At 65.5% G+C, this 17,662-nt stretch carries 16 protein-coding genes; 5 read left to right on the forward strand and 11 right to left on the reverse strand.

The features are described from left to right. Positions 1 to 132 precede the first annotated feature (132 nt). The 8 genes from ACQR1Y_RS09225 to ACQR1Y_RS09260 all read right to left on the reverse strand — a co-directional run bounded on the left by ACQR1Y_RS09225 (position 133) and on the right by ACQR1Y_RS09260 (position 11,321). Positions 133 to 3,234: a bifunctional diguanylate cyclase/phosphodiesterase gene (locus ACQR1Y_RS09225; protein WP_434876338.1), complete on the reverse strand. Its 3,102-nt coding sequence runs from the start codon at positions 3,232 to 3,234 to the stop codon at positions 133 to 135. 197 nt (positions 3,235 to 3,431) lie between these two features. Beyond that, positions 3,432 to 4,508, reverse strand: a complete 1,077-nt coding sequence (locus tag ACQR1Y_RS09230; protein ID WP_434876222.1) for a branched-chain amino acid ABC transporter permease — start codon at positions 4,506 to 4,508, stop codon at positions 3,432 to 3,434. Further along, positions 4,505 to 5,515, reverse strand: a complete 1,011-nt coding sequence (locus ACQR1Y_RS09235; RefSeq protein ID WP_434876221.1) for a branched-chain amino acid ABC transporter permease — start codon at positions 5,513 to 5,515, stop codon at positions 4,505 to 4,507. Before ACQR1Y_RS09235 ends, ACQR1Y_RS09230 begins: the two co-directional genes overlap by 4 nt. Then, the gene (locus tag ACQR1Y_RS09240; RefSeq protein ID WP_434876220.1) at positions 5,512 to 6,234 is read right to left on the reverse strand and encodes an ABC transporter ATP-binding protein; all 723 of its coding nucleotides are present in this window, start codon (positions 6,232 to 6,234) and stop codon (positions 5,512 to 5,514) included. The genes ACQR1Y_RS09235 and ACQR1Y_RS09240 overlap by 4 nt, the downstream gene beginning before the upstream one ends. Then, positions 6,231 to 6,995, reverse strand: coding sequence for an ABC transporter ATP-binding protein (locus ACQR1Y_RS09245; RefSeq protein ID WP_434876219.1), 765 nt, complete (start codon positions 6,993 to 6,995; stop codon positions 6,231 to 6,233). Before ACQR1Y_RS09245 ends, ACQR1Y_RS09240 begins: the two co-directional genes overlap by 4 nt. 67 nt (positions 6,996 to 7,062) lie before the next feature. After that, complete coding sequence (locus ACQR1Y_RS09250; RefSeq protein ID WP_434858176.1) at positions 7,063 to 8,256, reverse strand: substrate-binding domain-containing protein; 1,194 nt, start codon at positions 8,254 to 8,256, stop codon at positions 7,063 to 7,065. Between the two features lie 135 nt (positions 8,257 to 8,391). After that, a complete protein-coding gene (locus tag ACQR1Y_RS09255; RefSeq protein WP_434876218.1) occupies positions 8,392 to 10,170 on the reverse strand; it encodes a putative bifunctional diguanylate cyclase/phosphodiesterase in 1,779 nt (592 codons plus the stop codon). A gap of 182 nt (positions 10,171 to 10,352) precedes the next feature. Next, a complete protein-coding gene (locus ACQR1Y_RS09260) occupies positions 10,353 to 11,321 on the reverse strand; it encodes a sensor histidine kinase (protein ID WP_434876217.1) in 969 nt (322 codons plus the stop codon). 175 nt (positions 11,322 to 11,496) lie between these two features. Between ACQR1Y_RS09260 and ACQR1Y_RS09265 the strand changes: the two genes are divergently transcribed. Further along, complete coding sequence (locus ACQR1Y_RS09265; protein ID WP_434876216.1) at positions 11,497 to 12,339, forward strand: SDR family NAD(P)-dependent oxidoreductase; 843 nt, start codon at positions 11,497 to 11,499, stop codon at positions 12,337 to 12,339. Positions 12,340 to 12,601: 262 nt separating this feature from the next. Here ACQR1Y_RS09265 and ACQR1Y_RS09270 read toward each other — a convergent pair whose 3' ends face one another. After that, the gene (locus tag ACQR1Y_RS09270) at positions 12,602 to 13,978 is read right to left on the reverse strand and encodes a cytochrome P450 (RefSeq protein WP_434876215.1); all 1,377 of its coding nucleotides are present in this window, start codon (positions 13,976 to 13,978) and stop codon (positions 12,602 to 12,604) included. A 193-nt stretch (positions 13,979 to 14,171) separates the two neighbouring features. Between ACQR1Y_RS09270 and ACQR1Y_RS09275 the strand changes: the two genes are divergently transcribed. Then, positions 14,172 to 14,759: a hypothetical protein gene (locus ACQR1Y_RS09275; protein WP_434876214.1), complete on the forward strand. Its 588-nt coding sequence runs from the start codon at positions 14,172 to 14,174 to the stop codon at positions 14,757 to 14,759. A gap of 148 nt (positions 14,760 to 14,907) precedes the next feature. Here the strand turns inward: ACQR1Y_RS09275 and ACQR1Y_RS09280 are convergent, their stop codons facing one another. Together ACQR1Y_RS09280 and ACQR1Y_RS09285 are read right to left on the reverse strand one after the other, a co-directional pair. Continuing rightward, positions 14,908 to 15,066, reverse strand: a complete 159-nt coding sequence (locus ACQR1Y_RS09280; protein WP_011923716.1) for a hypothetical protein — start codon at positions 15,064 to 15,066, stop codon at positions 14,908 to 14,910. A 384-nt stretch (positions 15,067 to 15,450) separates the two neighbouring features. Then, positions 15,451 to 16,266 (reverse strand): outer membrane protein, encoded by an 816-nt coding sequence (locus tag ACQR1Y_RS09285; protein WP_434858182.1) that lies wholly within the window; start codon positions 16,264 to 16,266, stop codon positions 15,451 to 15,453. A gap of 202 nt (positions 16,267 to 16,468) precedes the next feature. Between ACQR1Y_RS09285 and ACQR1Y_RS09290 the strand changes: the two genes are divergently transcribed. The 3 genes from ACQR1Y_RS09290 to ACQR1Y_RS09300 all read left to right on the forward strand — a co-directional run bounded on the left by ACQR1Y_RS09290 (position 16,469) and on the right by ACQR1Y_RS09300 (position 17,548). After that, positions 16,469 to 16,825 carry a hypothetical protein gene (locus tag ACQR1Y_RS09290; RefSeq protein ID WP_434858183.1) on the forward strand — a complete coding sequence of 119 codons (357 nt, stop codon included), beginning with the start codon at positions 16,469 to 16,471 and terminating at the stop codon, positions 16,823 to 16,825. Positions 16,826 to 16,952: 127 nt separating this feature from the next. Beyond that, a complete protein-coding gene (locus tag ACQR1Y_RS09295; RefSeq protein WP_434858184.1) occupies positions 16,953 to 17,093 on the forward strand; it encodes a hypothetical protein in 141 nt (46 codons plus the stop codon). Positions 17,094 to 17,137: 44 nt separating this feature from the next. Next, positions 17,138 to 17,548, forward strand: coding sequence for a response regulator (locus tag ACQR1Y_RS09300; protein ID WP_434858185.1), 411 nt, complete (start codon positions 17,138 to 17,140; stop codon positions 17,546 to 17,548). Positions 17,549 to 17,662 lie beyond the last annotated feature (114 nt).

Genomic DNA, 17,662 nt, shown 5'->3' on the forward strand with positions numbered 1-17,662 from the left:
TTCCGATGCGACCTATATAGGGTGTTGCCGGCGCCGGCCAACGGTGCTGGCAGCGGGAGCCGCGTGAGGCGGTTTGGCGCAGAACGCTTCTTGCGCGCTCCGCGGGCCGGGCAGGTTGCGCGGAGGCGCCGGTCAGCCCGCGGCTTGCAGATCCTCCGCCGCATCTGCCGGCGCGAACAGCTTGCGGAGCTCGGCGGCGGGCTTGGGCGCGCTGAACAGGTAGCCCTGCATCTCGGTGCAGCCGAGCTGGCGCAGGGCCGTCTGCTGGGCACCGGTCTCGACGCCCTCGGCCGTCGTGGTCATGTTGCTGGCGCTGGCGATGCTGACGACCGCCTGAACGATCGCCGACGAGCTGCCCGCATTGATGTCGCTGACGAAGCAGCGGTCGATCTTGATCTTGTCGAACGGGAACCGCTTCAGATAGCTCAGCGAGGAATAGCCCGTGCCGAAATCGTCGAGCGCGATGCGCACGCCCATGTCGTGCAGCTGATGCAGGATGCCGAGCGCGGCGTCGTCGTCGCTGATCAGCACAGCCTCGGTGATCTCGATCTCCAACCGCTGCGGAGCGAGGCCGGCGGCCGAGAGCGCGCCGGCGATCCGCAACGCCAGTGTCGGCGATTTCAGCTGAACGGGCGACACGTTCACGGCGAGCCGGATGTCCTCGGGCCAATGCGCGGCCTCGGCGCAGGCGGTGCGCAGCACCCAGTCGCCGATCTCGTTGATGAGCCCGGTATCCTCGGCCAGCGGGATGAAATCGAGCGGCGGCACCATGCCGCGCTCCGGATGGCGCCAGCGCAACAGCGCCTCGCAGCCCGTCATGACGTTCTCGCTGAAGCCCAGCAGCGGCTGGTAGTGCAGCTCGAACTGGTCCTGCGTGATCGCCTCGCGCAGGTCCTGCTGCAGCTGCAGGCGGGCGCGGGCGCTTTCGTCCATCGCCGGCTCGAAGAAGCGGAAGGTGTGGCGGCCGCCGGCCTTGGCGGCGTACATCGCGAGATCCGCGTTCTTCGTCAACTGGTCCCGTTCAATGCCGTCCTGCGGCGCCAGCGCGATGCCGATGCTGGCATCAGTCGACAATTGATGGCCGAGGCAGCGATAGGGCTTGCGGATCGCCTCCAGGATCGCGCTGACGGTGATGACGACCTCGTCGCGGTCCGCGGCGGCCGTGAGCAGCACGGCGAACTCGTCGCCGCCGAGGCGGGCGACCATGTCTTCCGGCGCGAGGCAGCCCTCGATGCGCCGCGCGATGGTCTTCAGCAGCTCATCGCCGACGTGGTGGCCGAGCGAATCATTGATGCCCTTGAACTCGTCGACATCGATGTAGAGCAGGGCGAAGAAGGTGCCGTGCCGGGCGCGTTCGAGCTCCTGACCGATCCGCTCCTGGAACAGCACGCGGTTGGGCAGCTCCGTCAGCGCATCGAAATGCGCGAGATGGGCGATCTTCTCGTCCGCCAGGCGCTGCTCGGTGATGTCCTCGATCACGTTGATCAGATAGCGCGGCCGATCCGCCTCGTCGGCGATGGCGATGCGGCGGGACGTGATATAGCGCAGTCCGAGCGCCGGGGTCTGCCAGGGGTGCTCGGCGAGTAACAGGCCGTCCGCATGCTCGAGGGCGCGATCGTCGTCGGCTGTGACCTTCTCGGCGGACGTCTTCGGCATCAGGTCGAACACCGTTCGGCCCACGATCTGTTCGCGCGGTAGTCCGAAGCCCTTCTCGGTCGATCGGTTGACCAGGAGGTAGCGGCGGTCGCGCACGTCCTTGACCAGGATGTGGGACGGAATGTGATCGATGATCTCGCGCAGGAACGCGTAGTTCCGGTCGCGCTCCTGCTCCAGCCTGCGATGCTTGCTGATGTCCTCGATCGTGGTCACCCAGCCGCCCGATGCCAGCGGCTTGTCGATGACGTTGAAGAAGCGGCCAGAGGCGCCTTCGACGACCATCTGACGTGTTGCGCCCGTGCCCGCCCTGTCGATGAGATCCGTGCAGAAATCGGTCACGTCTCCGTTGAATGAGCCCCGCGCCTTGCAGTGAGCGACGACCTCGCTGAGATGCAGACCGGGTTCGATCACGGCGGTGGACAGGCCGAGCAGGTCGATGAAGCGTTGATTGAACATCACGACGCAGGCATTGGCGTCGAACGAGATCAGGCCCTGCGTCATGTTGTCGAGCGCCGTCTCGACGCGCTGCTTCTCATTCTCGAGCTGCTGCGTCGCGGCGCGGTTCTGGCGGACGATCTGGCGGATCATCAGGCTGAACATGACGGCGATGGTCATGGCCGCGAGCGTCGCCGCGCCGACCAGCAGGACCATCTGCGACCGCCAGTCCGCCAGCGCGTCGTCGACGGTCTTGGTCACGGTCATCGTGAGCGGGAAGCGGCCGACCTTGGCGCCGGCCATGATCTTGTCGAGATTGTCGAAGGGGCTCTTGAGGACGTTGGTATGCACGCGGCCGTCGGCGACCGCGCCATAGAGGTCGCCAGTCGCGACCTTCTGACCCATCGCGGATGCGATGTGCGGGTAGCGCGCCAGCACCGTGCCATCGGCGTGGAAGAGGGTGATCGCGGAGTTGTTTCCCAGCGCGATCGATTCCATGAACGTCTCGTAGGCGCGCGGGTCGACGCGGCGCGTCAGCAGGCCCAGGAATTCACCATTGGCGTTGCTCAGGCGGTGCGCCACGATGGTGGCCCAGCCGCCGGTGACACGGCTGATGACCGGCGTGATGGTGAAGCCGTCCCGTGGGGTACCGGCTTGAAGATCCTTGAAGTAGGGGCGGTCGCTGATGTTGATCGGTGGCATCGGATCATGCGACGACCAGTTGACGAAGTTACCGTCAGCGCCGATGAGCGTCAGATCGCCCATGTAGGACAGGCCGTTGACCTGCGACTGCAGCATCGCCTGGATATCGGGTTGCGACATCCGGGCCCGGAACGCCTCCGGCGAGCCGATCGATCCGAGCTGCATGCGACGGATGACATGCGACACCGCCGTCTCGGCGTCTTCGAATTGCTGCGCGAAATGCCGGCTCAGCAGCAGCACCGTATTCTCAAGTTCGCGCTCGCTGTTGCCGACGGCCTTCGATCGGAAGCCGTTCGCCATCACGATCGTGCCGATGACGATGGCCGCGATCAGGAGCGTGCCGCAGGCGACCAGCCATGGCAGCGGGCCGCGCCAGAGCGACGTGTCACCCCGTTCCGGCTCCGTCGCGCCGGCCCCTGACGTGTCTGCTGCGCCCTGCATGTATAGATCGATCCGGCAAAAATGGCTTACGACAAGCATGCTTGATAGCAAGGCACTGGTACCGGAGCGGTTAGGAAACGCGGTTATCCGGGGCTTAAGGCGAGCGTGAAAGGTCGCCGAAAACGGTAGCTTTGGCACGCGAATACCGTGTCGGTACTGCCGTGCCGCCGCGGTTGCGCGAATTGTTAAGATTAATCTCAGGCGCGGTGCTGCGCGCCCGGCTTGGAGCGCAGACGGCCGACCACGCCGGTCGGGAAGAAGTAGACGCTGGCGATGAACAGCAGCCCGAGCCACAGCAGCCAGCGGTCGGGATGCAACAGGCCGGGCAGCAGCGGCAGTCCGGCGTCGGCCGCGGCGGTCGATGCGACGCCCATCAGCGCCTGAAGGTAATTCTGGGCGAGGATGAAGATCGCAGCGCCGATGATCGCGCCATAGATCGTGCCCATGCCGCCGATCACGACCATCAGGAGGATGTCGAGCATGATCGAGAACGACAGCGACGTATCCGGGCCGGCATAGCGCAGCCACAGCGCGTTCAGCATGCCCGCACAGGCCGCAATCATCGCGGCGATGCAGTTGGCGTAGGTCAGATGGAAGACGGTGCGAAAGCCGAGCGCCTCCGCCCGGAAACGGTTTTCCCGGATCGCCTGCAGCACGCGGCCGAACGGCGAATTGACCACGCGCAGCAGTGCGAGGATCATCAGCGCACAGGCCACCAGCACGAGGTAGTAGGTCAGGATGCGTCCGTTGATCGGGAAGCCGAACCATTCCTTGCCGATGAAGACGGTGCCTGGCCGCAGCAGCTCGGGCAGCTGAAAGCTGCGACCATCCTCGCCGCCCGTCAGCCACGACAATTGCGACGCCAGCACCAGGAAGGCCGAGGCGACCGCAAGCGTAATCATCGCAAAGAAGATGGCCTCGACCCGCAGCGAGAACAGGCCGATCGCGAGCGCCAGCAGCAGGGCGAGCGGCAGTCCCGCGGCCACCGCGACGGCAACCGATGTCCAGTTCGGCCCGAGTCCATAGAGCGCGATCGCGATCGCATAGGAGCCGATGCCATAGAACATCGTGTGCGCGAACGACACCGAGCCGGTGTAGCCGAGCAGCAGATCGTAGGACGCCACCAGCGCCGCGAAGATGCAGATCTTGGCGGCCACGTTCAGCGCCTTGGCGCCGGGGAAGAGGAAGGGCGTCGCCAGCAGCGCCAGCACAATGACGATGAGCAGGATGGACAGTGCGCGGCTGCGCGGCGGATCGCCGGAGAGGATCATCATCGGCTGGTCACCGCATAGAGGCCGCGCGGCCGCCACATCAGCACGGCGACCATCAGCAGGATGTTGGAGACGAGGGCGAGCTTGGGCACCAGGAAGCCGCCGTAATTGGCGACCATTGCGACCAGGATCGCGCCGATGAAGCAGCCGGTGATCGAGCCGAGGCCGCCGATGATGACGACGATGAACACGAGCACCGTAAGCTCGTCACCGATCGAGGCATGGACCTGCTCGCGATAGAGGCCCCACATCACGCCGCCGAGGCCGGCGAGCGCCGAGCCGGTCATGAACACGCCGAGGAACAGGCGGCGGATGCGATAGCCGAGCGCCTCGACCATCTCGCGGTTCTCGACGCCGGCGCGGATCAGCAGGCCGATCTTGGTGCGGTTCAGCACCAGCTCGATGGCGACGAAGATCACGAGGCCGATGAGCAGCGCGAGCAGCCGGTATTTCGAGATCGCGACGTCGCCGAGGATGAAGGAGCCGCGTAGCGCCGTCGGCAGCGGCATCGGAATGATCTGCGGGCCGAACAGCGCGTACAGCGTCTGCTCGGCGACGATCAGGCCGCCGGTGGTCATCAGGATCTGCTTGAGGTGCTGGCCATAGACCGGCAGCACCAGCACGCGCTCGACGACCAGGCCCAGCGCGCCGGTCACGCCCATCGACAGCAGGACGGCCGGAACGAGCACGGCGAGGTTGGTCAGCAGCGAATCCGCCTGCGCCCAGCTCGCCAGCGGCAACAGCACCAGCGTCGCGGCATAGGCGCCGACCGCGATGAAGGCGCCGTGGCCGAAGTTCAGCACGTCCATCAGGCCGAACACCAGGGTCAGGCCGGAGGCCATGATGAAGATCATCATGCCCATCGCTAAGCTCGCGACCGTCAGGGTGATCCAGGAACTCGTCGAGCCGATGAGCGGAATCATCATCAGCGCCAGGGCGACCGGCAGCAGCAGGGGCGCGATGTCGCGCTTCGGCTTCGGCAGCGCGTCGGTTGCGGCGATCTCGCTCATTGGTGCGCCTCCAGGCTCAGGCCGAGCAGGCGCTCCTGCAGCGGGACGTCGGCCGCCAGCGCGGCCATCTCGCCGCGATGGACGATGGTGCCGTTGTCCATCACCAGCACCTGGTCGCCGAGCTCGCGCGCGGCGTGGAAGTTCTGCTCGACCAGAAGGATGGTGGCGCCGCCGCGCTTGATCTCCTTGAGGCACTCGATCAGCGACATCACGATCGCCGGCGCCAGTCCCTTGGTCGGCTCGTCGATCAGGAGCAGCTTGCGCGGCTCGACGATCGCGCGCGCGATCGACAGCATCTGCTTCTGTCCGCCGGAGAGACTGCCGGCACGCGACAGCCAGAACTTCTTCAGGGCGGGGAAGAAGCCGAAGATCCAGGCGAGCTGGGCATCGTCGAGCGGACCGTTGCGTGCCGCCAGCACCAGGTTTTCCTTCACGGTCAGGTCGGAGAACACCGCCATGCTCTCCGGCACATAGCCGACGCCGCGCTGGGCGATGTCGGGCGTCGAAAGCTTCTCGATTGGCTCGCCTGCCAGCGAAATCGTGCCCGTCCTGGCCTGCCACAGGCCCATGATGGTGCGCAGTGTCGTGGTCTTGCCGGCGCCATTGCGCCCGAGCAGCATCGTGGTCTGGCCTTCCGGCACCTCGAAGTCGACGCCCTGCAGGATGTGATAGCGGCCGATATAGGTCTCGACATCAGCGAGCTTCAGCATTGCGCTCATGCCGCGCTCCGCGGGGCAACGCCGAGATAGGCTTCCTGCACGATCGGCGAGGCGATCACTTCGGCTGGCGGCCCGTCGGCGACGAGCTGGCCGTTATGCAGCACGATGATGCGGTCGGCGAGCGACCGCACCACGTCCATCTTGTGCTCGACCAGGAGGATAATCCGGCTCTTGTCCTGCTTGAGCCTGGCGATCAGGTCGAGCACGACCGGAACCTCGTCGATGCTCATGCCGGCGGTCGGCTCGTCGAACATGATGACCTTTGGCTCCAGCGCCATCATCAACGCGACCTCGAGCTTGCGCTGATCGCCATGCGACAGGGTGGTCGCAGTGACGCCGCGGCGGCTGCCGAGCGCGACCTGGTCGAGGATCGCATCGGCGCGTGCGATCAGGTCGCGGCGCGCCATCCAGGGACGCAGCAGGTCGTAGTGGGTCCCGCTCTGTGCCTGGACGGCGAGGCGGACGTTCTCCTCGACGCTGAGATTGGGGAACAGATTGGTGAGCTGGAACGCGCGTCCCAATCCGGCGCGGGTGCGCAGCGGCGCGGACAGGCCGGTGATGTCACGGCCGTCGAACAGGATGGAGCCGGACGATGCACGCAGCTGGCCGGAGATCAGGTTGAAATAGGTGGTCTTGCCGGCGCCGTTGGGGCCGACGATGGCGGTGAGCTCGCCGGGGCGGAAACTGCAGCTGACGTTGTTGACCGCGACATGGCCGCCGAAGCGGATGGTCAGGTCGCGGGTTTCGAGAGTGAGGGGCATGGCGTCGGCTGCAGGGGCTTCCAAAGTGGACGTGCCCGGCGCGAGGGCCGGGCACGGATTCAGGATCTCAGCGCTTGTTGCGGATCGGGATGTCCATCTCCTCGATCTTGATCTCGCGCACGGGCTCGTTGACGGCCCAGGCGAGGTTCGGATCGACCTTGACCCGGAAGTGATACATGCTTTGCAGCGCCTGGTGATCCTCTTTGCGGAAGATCATCTTGCCCTTCGGCGTGTCGAATTCCATGCCCTCCATCGCCGCGATCAGCTTCTCCGTGTCGGTCGACTTCGCCTTGGTCACGGCGGTGACGACGGCCATCGCTGCTGAGAAGCCGCCGACCGTGAACAGGTCTGGCGGCGCGTTGAAGCGCTTCTGGTGCTCGGCCAGCAGCCAGTCGTTCACGGGGTTCTTGGGAATGTCATAGTAATAATACGTCGCGCCTTCCATGCCCGGCAGCTGCTTGTAGGCCGCGAGCGCCGCGAGGATGTTACCACCGGAGGAAATCTCGATGCCGTAACGCTTCGGGTCCATGTCCTGCAGCTTGCCGAGCGGATTGCCGCCGCCGGCCCAGAGCACCCAGATGAATTTGCGGCCGGGCTTGTCCTTCAGCGCGTCGAACAGACGCTGGCCGACTGCCGTGAAATCGGTGGTGTTGGTCGGCGCGTATTCTTCCGCCGCCAGCGTCGCACCGGTCTTGGCCAGCGCCTCTTTGAACGCCGCGATGCCGTCGCGGCCGAAGGCATAATCCTGCGCCAAGGTGGCGACCGTCACGCCGGGCTTGCCGATCGCGACCGCGTTGGAGATCGCGTCCTGCGAGGAGTTGCGGCCGGTGCGGAAGATGTAGCGATTCCACTTCTCGCCGGTGATCTGGTCGGCCACCGCCGGCTCGACGATCAGGATCTTCTTGTTCTCCTCGGCGACCGGCAGGTCGGCGAGTGCTGCGGCCGAGGACGTCGTGCCGATCGCGATGTCGGCGCCGTCATCCTGATAGGCCTCCGCGAGCGCGGCCTTCGACAGGTCCGGCTTGCCCTGGTCGTCCTTGGTGATGATGACGATCTTGCGACCGTCGATCATGTTGGTGCCCTTGGTCGCGTATTCGAAGCCCAGGCGGAGGCCTGCTTCGGTCTGCTTGGCGTAGGCTTCGAGCGGGCCGGTCTTGCCGTAGATGAGAGCGATTTTCAGATCGTCGGCCTGGGCCGCGGTGGCCAGCAGGGCTGCACTCAGTGATAAAGCAATGCCTTTGAACAATTGTGACGTCTTCACGAGCCTTCCTCCCAGCTACCGGCGGCTGTTGTCTGCAACTGATAGTGTGCAGGCGCGGGCCGGGTCAAGGCGCTTTGGCGGGCAGTCCGGAAGCCCTCATACTTTGTGCTGATCGTCTCCTCGCTCGAAACGATGTCAGCGCCGATAGCGGCTGCTGCGTGCGTAAGCCTGGCGATTTTCCTGCACAGGGCGACTGGCGAGGCTGATGCGCGCTTCGCTTGCAAGCGGCGCGGCAGGCTTGAGCTCTTCCAGAAAGATCGGGCGCGAGAAGTAGTAGCCCTGGGCATAGCGGATCTTGGTGGCCGCCTGCAGATAGGCGAGCTCCTCGAAGGACTCGATGCCCTCGGCGATCACCGTCATGCCGAGCGCCTCGCTGAGCGACTCGATCGCACGCAGGATGCCCTGGCTGCGCGGCCGCTTGTGAATGTCCGTGATGAAGGAGCGGTCGATCTTGATCTCGTCGGCGGTGATGTCGGCCAGCGCCGACAACGACGAATAGCCGATGCCGAAATCGTCGATCGAGATGCCGACGCCGATCTCGCGCAACAGCGGCACAATCTCGTCCTGGAAATGGCTCCGCGTCACGAAGGCGTCCTCGGTCACCTCGATCATGAACCGCTTCGGAAATCCGGTGGCCTCGATCGCCCGCGCGAAGGGCTGCATGAAATCCGGGTTCGAGGCCTGCTTGGCCGCGACATTGATGCTGATGGTCGCGTCGGGGCCGAAGGTGTCGTTGATCAGGTCGATCGACTTGACGATCTCGCCGAGCACGAGATGCGCCAGCTCGTCGATCAGGCCGAGCTCGACGGCGAGATTGATGAATGCGCCCGGCGCCTGGATCACGCCTTCATTGTCGCGCAGCCGAACCAGGGCCTCGATGCCCTTGATCTCCTCGGTGCGGATGTCGACCTTGGCCTGGAATGCGCAGCAGAAGCGCTTTTCGAGGATGGCGAGCCGCAGCGACTGCTCGACCTTCATGCGCGCCAGCGCCTCGTGCTCCATGGCGCTCGAGAAAAACGCCAGCGCGCCCTTGCCGCTGTTCTTGACGCGATACATCGCCAGGTCCGCGTTCTGGCGCAGCACGTCGTAGCTGGCGCCATGCTCGGGAAACAGGCTGACGCCGACCGAGGCCGCCGCGAACACTTCGGCGCCGTCGATGAAGAACGGCGCACTCAGCCGGTGCAGCAGGCCCTGCAGGAATTCGGCGACCTCCTCGGCGCGCTCGATCGGATGCAGCAGCAGCAGGAACTCGTCGCCGCTGATGCGCGACAGCAGGTCGGTCTCGCGCAGATCGCGGCTGATGCGCTTGGCGAACTCGACCAGCAAGGTATCGCCGGTGGCATGGCCGTAATAGTCGTTGATGTATTTGAAGTTGTCGAGATCGAGGAAGGCGAGCGCAAAGCGTCCCTCGACGCGGCCGCGCCGGACCAGATGGTCGGCGCGATGCTCGACGACGCGGCGCATCGGCAGGCCGGTCAGCTCGTCATAATAGGCGGCGCGGAACAGCTGGTCCTCAAACTCCTTCTGCTCGCTGATGTCGGCCGAGCTCGAGATCAGCACGTGCTGGTCGCCGATGCGGACGGGCCGGTGCGCCGTCAGCAGGGTCTGCGCGCCGCGCTCGCCGGGGACCTTCTCCTCGGTGATCACGGTGCGCCCCCGGCCGAGGATCTCGCGGCAGGCGGACCGCCTGTTGTCGAGATGCGGTGCCGCCACGCCGTCGACGCTGTTGGCGGCGGCGCCGAGCTGAACGGCGGCGGTGTCGTTAACCAGAAGGAAGCGACCGTGCTGGTCCTGCACCGTGACGCCCGACGGCAGCTGGCTGAGAATGCTGCGCAGGAAGCGCAATTCGGCCTCGGTCGAAGCCGTCCCGTCCTTGGCGTCGGGCGAAAAGTTGAAACGGTCGCTGCTGTACATGCGCCGATTGTGCAAAGTTCCCGCTTCATTTTAGTTAAGCGCTACGTAGAAACACGGAATGCGCGCACCAACTGCCGGGAATTGCGCGACTTTGTGCCCCGTCGTCGTTAACGGATCCTCAACGCCGCTGCAGACGCGCGCGCGGCTATGCGGCGAAAGTCGGAGGCGAGGCCGGCTCCTGCTCAGCTCGCCGGCACGCGACACTGCATCGTGCAGTGAATGCCGGTCTTGAGAAACGTCGTCTCGGTCTTGCCGTCGAACGCCGACAATGCCGCCTTCAGCAGCTTGCTGCCGAATCCCGGCTTACCCACTTGATCGATCGGCGGGCCCTCGGCTTCGTCCCAGGTCAGCTTGAGGCGGTCGTCCTGCATCGTCCAGGCCACCTGCAGGAAGCCGCGCGGCGAAGCGAAGGCGCCGTACTTGCCGGCATTGGTCGCCAGCTCGTGAAAGATCAGCGCAAGGCTCACGGCGAGCTTGGCCGGCAGGAACAGCCGCTCGCCATTCAGCTCGAAGCGCACATGGCCATAGGGCCCGAGCTCCGACATCAGGAGATCCTTGAGGTCGCAGCCCTGGCCATCGGCGCGCGCGATCAGATCGTCGGCGGTGGCCAGCGCGCGGATGCGCTGGTCGATGCGCCCCCACACCTCCGGCTGATCGTGCAGCACCTGATGCAGCACGGCGTGAATGGTGGAGGTCTTGTTCTTGAGCCGGTGATGCAGCTCGTCGACCAGGAGCTTGCGATACTGCTCCTCCTCGGTGAGGCGCCGCGCGATCTCGCGCTGTTTGCCGGCGAGGTTGCGATAATGCGTGACGCCCCAGATCACCAGGCCCGAGACGGCGAGATACATCGCCATCAGCGCAAGCCGTGCCGCATCGACCGGGCCGCCGCCGAAATCGAGCCCAAGCCCGAGCGCCGCGCCGAGGATCGCTGTCGCTATACCGACACCCGAGCCGCCCATCGCGGTGGCGAAGAACACCGCAGGCGTATAGGGCGTGAAGTACACGTCGGGTCGCAGATGCGCCATGCCGTAGCGGAACGCGGTGGCGAGCACGAGGCACATCGCCGCAAACGCACAGCTCCAGGCGAGGGATGGCTGCAGCTCGCCGAGCCAGGTCCGCTTGATGTCGTCGATGAGTCGCGTCATGGACATCCATCAGCCTGATGCGCGCAACCAAATTAAGGCGAGCGTGGCGGTAATTTGTCCGGTTGAAGGAAGCCGCCCGTCTTGTGTTGCAATTGATCTCACCGGATGATGGTTCCGCGTGGGAACTTCGGCGCGTCAAGCGACGATCGACAACAAGCATTGCACAGGGAAGGATCGAGCGATGGGACGGTTGGACGGCAAGGTTGCGGTGATCACGGGCGCGACCAGCGGCATCGGCTTGCGGACCGCGGAAGTCTTCGTCGCCGAAGGCGCCAAGGTCGTCATCGCCGGACGGCGCAGTGCCGAAGGCGAGGCGCTGGCAAGCCGTCTCGGCGCGACTTGCGTGTTCCGGCAGACCGACGTCACGGTCGACGAGCAGATGCGCGCGCTGATCGATCTCGCCGTCGATCGCTTCGGCCGGCTCGACTGCCTGTTCAACAACGCCGGCGGTCCGGCGCAGACCGGCGGCATCGAAGGCCTCGATGCCGGCCGGTTCGACCAGGCGATGGCGGTGCTGGTGCGTAGCGTCATGCTGGGCATGAAATACGCCGCGCCTCACATGAAGCGGCAGGGTGCGGGCAGCATCATCAACAACGGCTCGATCGCGGGACGGCTCGCGGGCTATTCGACCTCGGTGGTGTACAGCACGGCGAAGGCCGCCGTGATTCATCTGACGAAATGCGTCGCGATGGAGCTCGGCGAATCCGGCGTGCGCGTCAACTCGATCTCGCCCGGCCTGATCGCGACCGGCATCTTCGGCAAGGCGCTCGGCCTGTCGACGGAGGCGGCCGAGAAGACGCCGGAGACGGTCCGCACCGCCTATGCCACCGCGCAGCCGATCCCGCGCGCTGGCGTGACCGACGACATCGCCCACGCGGCGGTGTTTCTCGCCAGCGACGAATCGAGCTTCATCAACGGCCATGATCTCGTCGTCGACGGCGGCATCACCGGCGGTCGCAACTGGAGCCAGCAGCAGCAGGGCTATGCGGCCATGCGCAAGCTGCTGGGGGATGCGGTGGAGTAGGACGCGGCCTCTTCGAGTGTCGTCCGCGTGTTGATTGCGACGTCGCTCTCTCGACGTCGTCATGGCCGGGCTTGTTCCGCCTGCGCGGCCGAAGCCGCTTCGGCGCGGCGAAGGCCCGGCCATCCATGTCGTTCAGCGTACTGGGAAAGACGTGGATGCCCGGGTCAAGCCCGGGCATGACGAGTAACTAATTGGCGGCGCTCCTCTTGGCCATGCGTTGAGCTTGTGCAGATTGGCCACGCTGGATCACGCCGCCGCCGACTCACACCGCCTTCAATTGCACCTTCAGCCCGTCGCGCGGCTTCGGGATCGGCCACACCTGCCAGTTGGGCCGGTAGCCCGGCGCGAACGACACTTCGACATTGGCCAGGAAGTGCCGCGCGAAGCACTTCACCTGCATGTAGGCGAAGTGCAGGCCGAGGCACATATGCGCGCCGCCGCCGAACGGCACCCAGGCAAAGCGGTGACGGCCGCGCTGCGCCTCGTCGGTGAAGTGCATCGGATCGAACCGCTCGGGATCGGGCCAGATCTCCGGCATGTGGTGGGTGTACATCGGATTGATGCCGACGCCGGTGCCGGCGGGAATCGCAAAGCCCTTGAAGGTGAAGTCCCTGACAGCACGGCGCGGCAGCGAGGGCACCGGCGGCATCAGCCGCAGCGTCTCCTGGAACGCCATCTCCGTCAGCTTCATCTTCTCCAGATGCTCTGAGCTCATCGGATCGCCCGCGGCGAGGCCGAGGCTTGCGACCTCGTCGCGCAGCCGCTGCTGCCATTCGGGGTGGGCGGCGAGCTGAGCGACGAAGGAGGTGATCGACGAGGTCAGCGTGTCGTGCGCGGCCATCATCAGGAAGCTCATGTGGTCAACGATGTCCTGCGTCGACAGCAGCGCGCCTTGATCGTCGGTCGCCCGGCAGAGATGCGAGAACAGATCGTCGCCGTCGCCCTTGGCCCGCCGCAGCGGAATCTGCTCGGAGAAATAGGCCACGATGCGCTGGCGGCCCTTGACCCCGCGCGCCATCTGCGTGCCCGGCAGCGGCTTGCGGATCGGCGCGACGGACGCCGCAACCATGTCGACGAAGGCGCGGTTGATCGCGTCGACCTCCGGCCCGATTCCGGTGCCGAGAAAGGATGTCGCGGCGAGATCCAGCGTGAGCTGCTTGATCGCCGGATAGAACAGCATCTCGCCCGGCGCCTGCTTCCACTGCGCGATGCGCGCGGCGATGCCGCGGTCGAGCCCGGCGAGGTAGGATTTCATCGGCCCGGCCTTGAAGGCAACCGACAGCGCCTTGCGGTGCATCCGGTGCTCCTCGAAATCGAGCAGCATCAGGCCGCGCGGGAACAGCAGATTGAGGATGCGGCCCCAGCCATGCGCCGAGGAGAACAGCTTGGTCTGGTCGAACAGCACGAGCTCGTTGGCCTCGGGGCCGAGCAGCACGACATTGACGTCGCCGAACATGTTGCTGCGATAGACCGGACCGAATTTCCGCGCGTTGCGCTCGACATGCCCCTTGGGATCGGCGAGCACCTCGAAGGTCTTGCCGATGATCGGCCAGCCCTCGTCGCCGGGAATATGGGTCAGCGTGTTGCGCCGGGGCGCGTTCAGCATGAAGGCGTCAGAGGCCACGTTCTGCATCGACATCGCGGAGCTCCATTTCGTGAAAGAGGCGGACGCGCGCATTGGACACCCGGTTGGCCTGTGGCGCGCCTGCGTCGTTGCCGGCATTGAAAGGTGGTTGCTGTCCTGATGCAAGACGCTGCGATCACACATCGCCCATCACTTGTGCTGCATCGCAAACGATCGCGATCTCGCGGCGCGTTGATACGCCCGAGGGATGGAATATGCCGCCCATCTTCAAAGAGAGGGCGCGGGGAATGCCGGGCGCTGGCCGCACCCATGTCTTTTGGCAAATTGGCCCGCCTGCAACAAAAAGAAGCAGGCGGCAGTCACGACAGGTTCAGCCGAGATCACCCGGCATTCCCCGCGCGATGGTTTTCACGCTTATGTCGCGATCTCCCCGGTGTCCGGCTTGTTAGCCACCGTCGCCCTCCGGATCATCATCACCAGAGAGCTTGGCGCCGGCATCGGGGCGCCAGGACCACGCGTCTTCACGTCCGCAAGCCTGCCGTTCGTCGGCGAGCACAAGGCCCGCTGCGGCAAGCTCGCAGCCACCGCATCCCACCCCGCGTGTCGTGACGATCGCGATGCGCCCCTCTCATCGGGACGGGATGGCGTGACGATAGGCATTATTCTGAAAAACGGAAGACGAATTTTTTTGCGCGGAGGACTGGACAGGGGTGATGCGATTGAGCGGGCTGACGAAATGAGATTTTCGGCGCACGCGTCGAACGGCGTTCACAGGTGCGTCGACAGGCGAGCGGGATGCCGTGTCGCGCTTCCGAAGGCGCTTCGCTGGTCCTGATTCGCCCGTCGGGCGTAGCGGTCGCCGGCAGCCTTACACGGGCGAACGACCCGAGGCATCGGTGATCATCAGCGACGCGATGCCGTCTCGCTGTTTGAAGATGCCGTCTCGCTTTTTGAATACGCCGCCCGCTCCGACGCAAATGCAATCATCCGGCCGACTTGTTGATCTTCTTCACCTTGGCGTCGGTTGCCTCGATCGAGGCCGCCAGCTCCAGGATCGCCTTGGCCAAGAGGTCGGCGGCCTCCTTGGGATCCTGCGATCGTTCGGCGCGCAGAGCATAATTCTTGGCTGAGGAGAGTGACATTGGCGACCTTTCCCACGACAAAGCCCGCCGGGCCGAGACGGCGGGCTGCCTGACGCATCCGATGCGCGAGCGGTCCATGGCAGATCGTGCGCGATCGGCCGCGAGCATGGCAGGACAGGGTTAAGAAAATCCTGGTGACACCGATCGCCGATGTCTGCCACGCGGCTGCCGGCGCTTCCAGATTCAGACGTCAGACTGCGACCAAGTGTTGGCAAGTCGTAGGTTGATTTCGCCGCGCGTAGGGTCGGCAAAGGCGAGCCGCTGATCTCTCCACGGACTCGCCTACGGTGGCGCCGTGCCCGCCATCTTGCTGATGAGTTCGCCGATCTATGGTGCGCACGCGGCCGCCTGCGGCGGCTGCTTTGCTTAGCCCTAAATTCGACGTCAGAACTTGTAGGCGAGGCCGACCGTCGCCGTATGGGTTCGCGTCGTCACATGCGCGGTGAAGCGGTCGTCGAAGCCGACACCGACGCCGCCGGCGACGAAGACGGGCTGGGTCCAGGTGCCAAAGTCGGCGTAGCGATAGTCGGCACGCACGACCCAGTGGCCGCCGATCATGTGCTCGACGCCACCGCCCACGGTCCAGCCGACCCGGGTCGAGGCGAAGGTGTCGTTGTGTGGAATGCCGAGGCAGAACGCGTTGCCGGGAACGACGGTGCAACTGGCGCTCAGCTCAACGCGCTGCCACGCCACGCCGCCGCTGCCGTAGATCAGCGTATCAGGCGCGACCAGATAGCCGAGCCGGGCGCGCAAACTGCCGTCCCAGGTGTCCTTCACGGAGCCTGCCGGCAGCCCGACCAGCGGCGCGCCGAAGAACAGCCCGGCGGTTCCTGGCAGGGCATTTGCCGTCTTGTTGTTGTCGGCCCAGCCGAAGTCGCCCTCAACGCCGGCGACCCATGACGGCGCGAACTGCCAATTGACGCCGAGATAGCCGCCGAACCGGGCCGCGACGCTGTCCATCGCGCCGCTGGTGCCGGCCGTCGGCACGAATACGCCGGCAAAGTTCGGGGCGATGTCGCTGGTGCGCCAGTCATTGTCCGCCCAGCGGGCGCCAACCGACACGCCGGCGTAGACGCCGGTCCATGACGGCGCGGCCACGACTGGCGGCGCCTTGACCGGCAGGTCGGCCGCCAGCGCAGATCCTGCGAGCGCGGTCGCCGCCAGCGCAGCCGCAATGCCCGCCACTACAGATTTCGCCATCACTTCCCCCGGTATCCGACGTCGATTTGACACCTGTGGCACACCATCGGCAGTTGCAGCCGGCGCCGCAATCGCAGCGCGCGCGGCCCAGCGAAAAAGTTCGCGGTGTTGCGAGCCCGACACGCCGCCGGGGGCTTGCCCGGGACGACATCCGATGTGAGGAGACGGCGTTGAACGTCACTGGCTGACGGAGGATTTCAAGATGTTGGCCTCGATGCGACGGCTGTGGGGAGCGTTGAAGCGGCAACACGCGGTCGAGGCCGATGTCGGAGCGAACCGCCCTGGCCGACGGTGGCGCGTTCGTGCGGTTCGTGACGACGGCCGAAGCGTCGAGCTTCAAAACCAGGGAATCTTCGATGAACTCGTCGTCGACGATTGGCTCCACCTCGAGCAGATGGACGACCATGCCTGGTGGCTTCAGGTCGGCGATGTCGGGATATGGGTGAGCGTCAAGGCGGGGGAGCCTCCGGTGGTCGACGTCGAGCGCGGGGCATACGGCGACATTCGCGGCGAGACGCGGACCTGGAACGCGCAGGCGTTCAAGGACGGGCTTCGCTGAGGGAATCGTTTTCCCGTCGAAACAGTGTTAACTCCACGGACGGTGTATCAAGTCGGCGCGACGGCGGGCGTTGTTCGTCCGTGGCCTCTACGCCAATTCATCCATGCCGATCATCCGAGATCGGCCCATGATCAGCGCCGAGGCTGCTGCCGATCGCGTGAAGCAGATCATCTCCAAGGCCGCGATCGACTTGGCCTCGGCGCCGATTGTCGGGGTCCGTAGATCTACGGAGACCAATCTTTACCTCGCGGCCACCGCTGTTCTCTAGAGACGGCCAGACCGGGACGTCTGGCCAACAGCGAGGGCAGGACCATGAGCAATCAGTTGCTGGTGATCGAGGATGCCGAGGTGCATCTCTCGATCTTGCGCAAGATCGCCGCGCAATGCGGCTATGAAGCGACCTGCGTGACCTCGGTCGAGGCCGCCGCCGCCGAGCTGCGTGAGAAGACATTCGACTGCATCACGCTGGACCTGTCGTTGGGCGACCGCTGCGGCGCCGACATCCTGCTGCTGCTCAATGAACTGAAGATCCGGACCCCCGTGATCTTCATCAGCGGCGCCGAGGACGGCACCCGCGAGGAACACGTCCGGCTCGCCACCGTGCTCGGCCTGGTCGTCTATCCGCAATTCCAGAAGCCGGTCGACCTGCCGGCGCTGCGCGAGACCTTGAAGCAGATCGCGACGCTCGCCGAGTGCGAGCGGCTGGTCGCCGCGGTGAGGTAGTCACGCCGCTCTACGCAACCGCGCTGCTTGCCCACCCCGACCACCGTCATTCCGGGGCAAGGCCGCAGGCCTTGAACCCGGAATCTCGATGTTGGCTTGCGAGTGTTTCGACCA

Source organism: Bradyrhizobium sp. HKCCYLRH3099 (assembly GCF_051167855.1).
Taxonomy (GTDB): Bacteria; Pseudomonadota; Alphaproteobacteria; order Rhizobiales; family Xanthobacteraceae; genus Bradyrhizobium.

Bases quoted from the DNA above. Each gene is read 5' to 3' on its own strand.
- ACQR1Y_RS09225 (WP_434876338.1), bottom strand. From the start codon at position 3,234: ATGCAGGGCGCAGCAGACACGTCAGGGGCCGGCGCGACGGAGCCGGAA.
- ACQR1Y_RS09265 (WP_434876216.1), top strand. From the start codon at position 11,497: ATGGGACGGTTGGACGGCAAGGTTGCGGTGATCACGGGCGCGACCAGC.
- ACQR1Y_RS09255 (WP_434876218.1), bottom strand. From the start codon at position 10,170: ATGTACAGCAGCGACCGTTTCAACTTTTCGCCCGACGCCAAGGACGGG.
- ACQR1Y_RS09260 (WP_434876217.1), bottom strand. From the start codon at position 11,321: ATGTCCATGACGCGACTCATCGACGACATCAAGCGGACCTGGCTCGGC.
- ACQR1Y_RS09235 (WP_434876221.1), bottom strand. From the start codon at position 5,515: ATGAGCGAGATCGCCGCAACCGACGCGCTGCCGAAGCCGAAGCGCGAC.
- ACQR1Y_RS09270 (WP_434876215.1), bottom strand. From the start codon at position 13,978: ATGTCGATGCAGAACGTGGCCTCTGACGCCTTCATGCTGAACGCGCCC.
- ACQR1Y_RS09295 (WP_434858184.1), top strand. From the start codon at position 16,953: ATGATCAGCGCCGAGGCTGCTGCCGATCGCGTGAAGCAGATCATCTCC.
- ACQR1Y_RS09290 (WP_434858183.1), top strand. From the start codon at position 16,469: ATGTTGGCCTCGATGCGACGGCTGTGGGGAGCGTTGAAGCGGCAACAC.
- ACQR1Y_RS09245 (WP_434876219.1), bottom strand. From the start codon at position 6,995: ATGCCCCTCACTCTCGAAACCCGCGACCTGACCATCCGCTTCGGCGGC.
- ACQR1Y_RS09300 (WP_434858185.1), top strand. From the start codon at position 17,138: ATGAGCAATCAGTTGCTGGTGATCGAGGATGCCGAGGTGCATCTCTCG.
- ACQR1Y_RS09280 (WP_011923716.1), bottom strand. From the start codon at position 15,066: ATGTCACTCTCCTCAGCCAAGAATTATGCTCTGCGCGCCGAACGATCG.
- ACQR1Y_RS09275 (WP_434876214.1), top strand. From the start codon at position 14,172: ATGGAATATGCCGCCCATCTTCAAAGAGAGGGCGCGGGGAATGCCGGG.
- ACQR1Y_RS09285 (WP_434858182.1), bottom strand. From the start codon at position 16,266: ATGGCGAAATCTGTAGTGGCGGGCATTGCGGCTGCGCTGGCGGCGACC.
- ACQR1Y_RS09230 (WP_434876222.1), bottom strand. From the start codon at position 4,508: ATGATGATCCTCTCCGGCGATCCGCCGCGCAGCCGCGCACTGTCCATC.
- ACQR1Y_RS09240 (WP_434876220.1), bottom strand. From the start codon at position 6,234: ATGAGCGCAATGCTGAAGCTCGCTGATGTCGAGACCTATATCGGCCGC.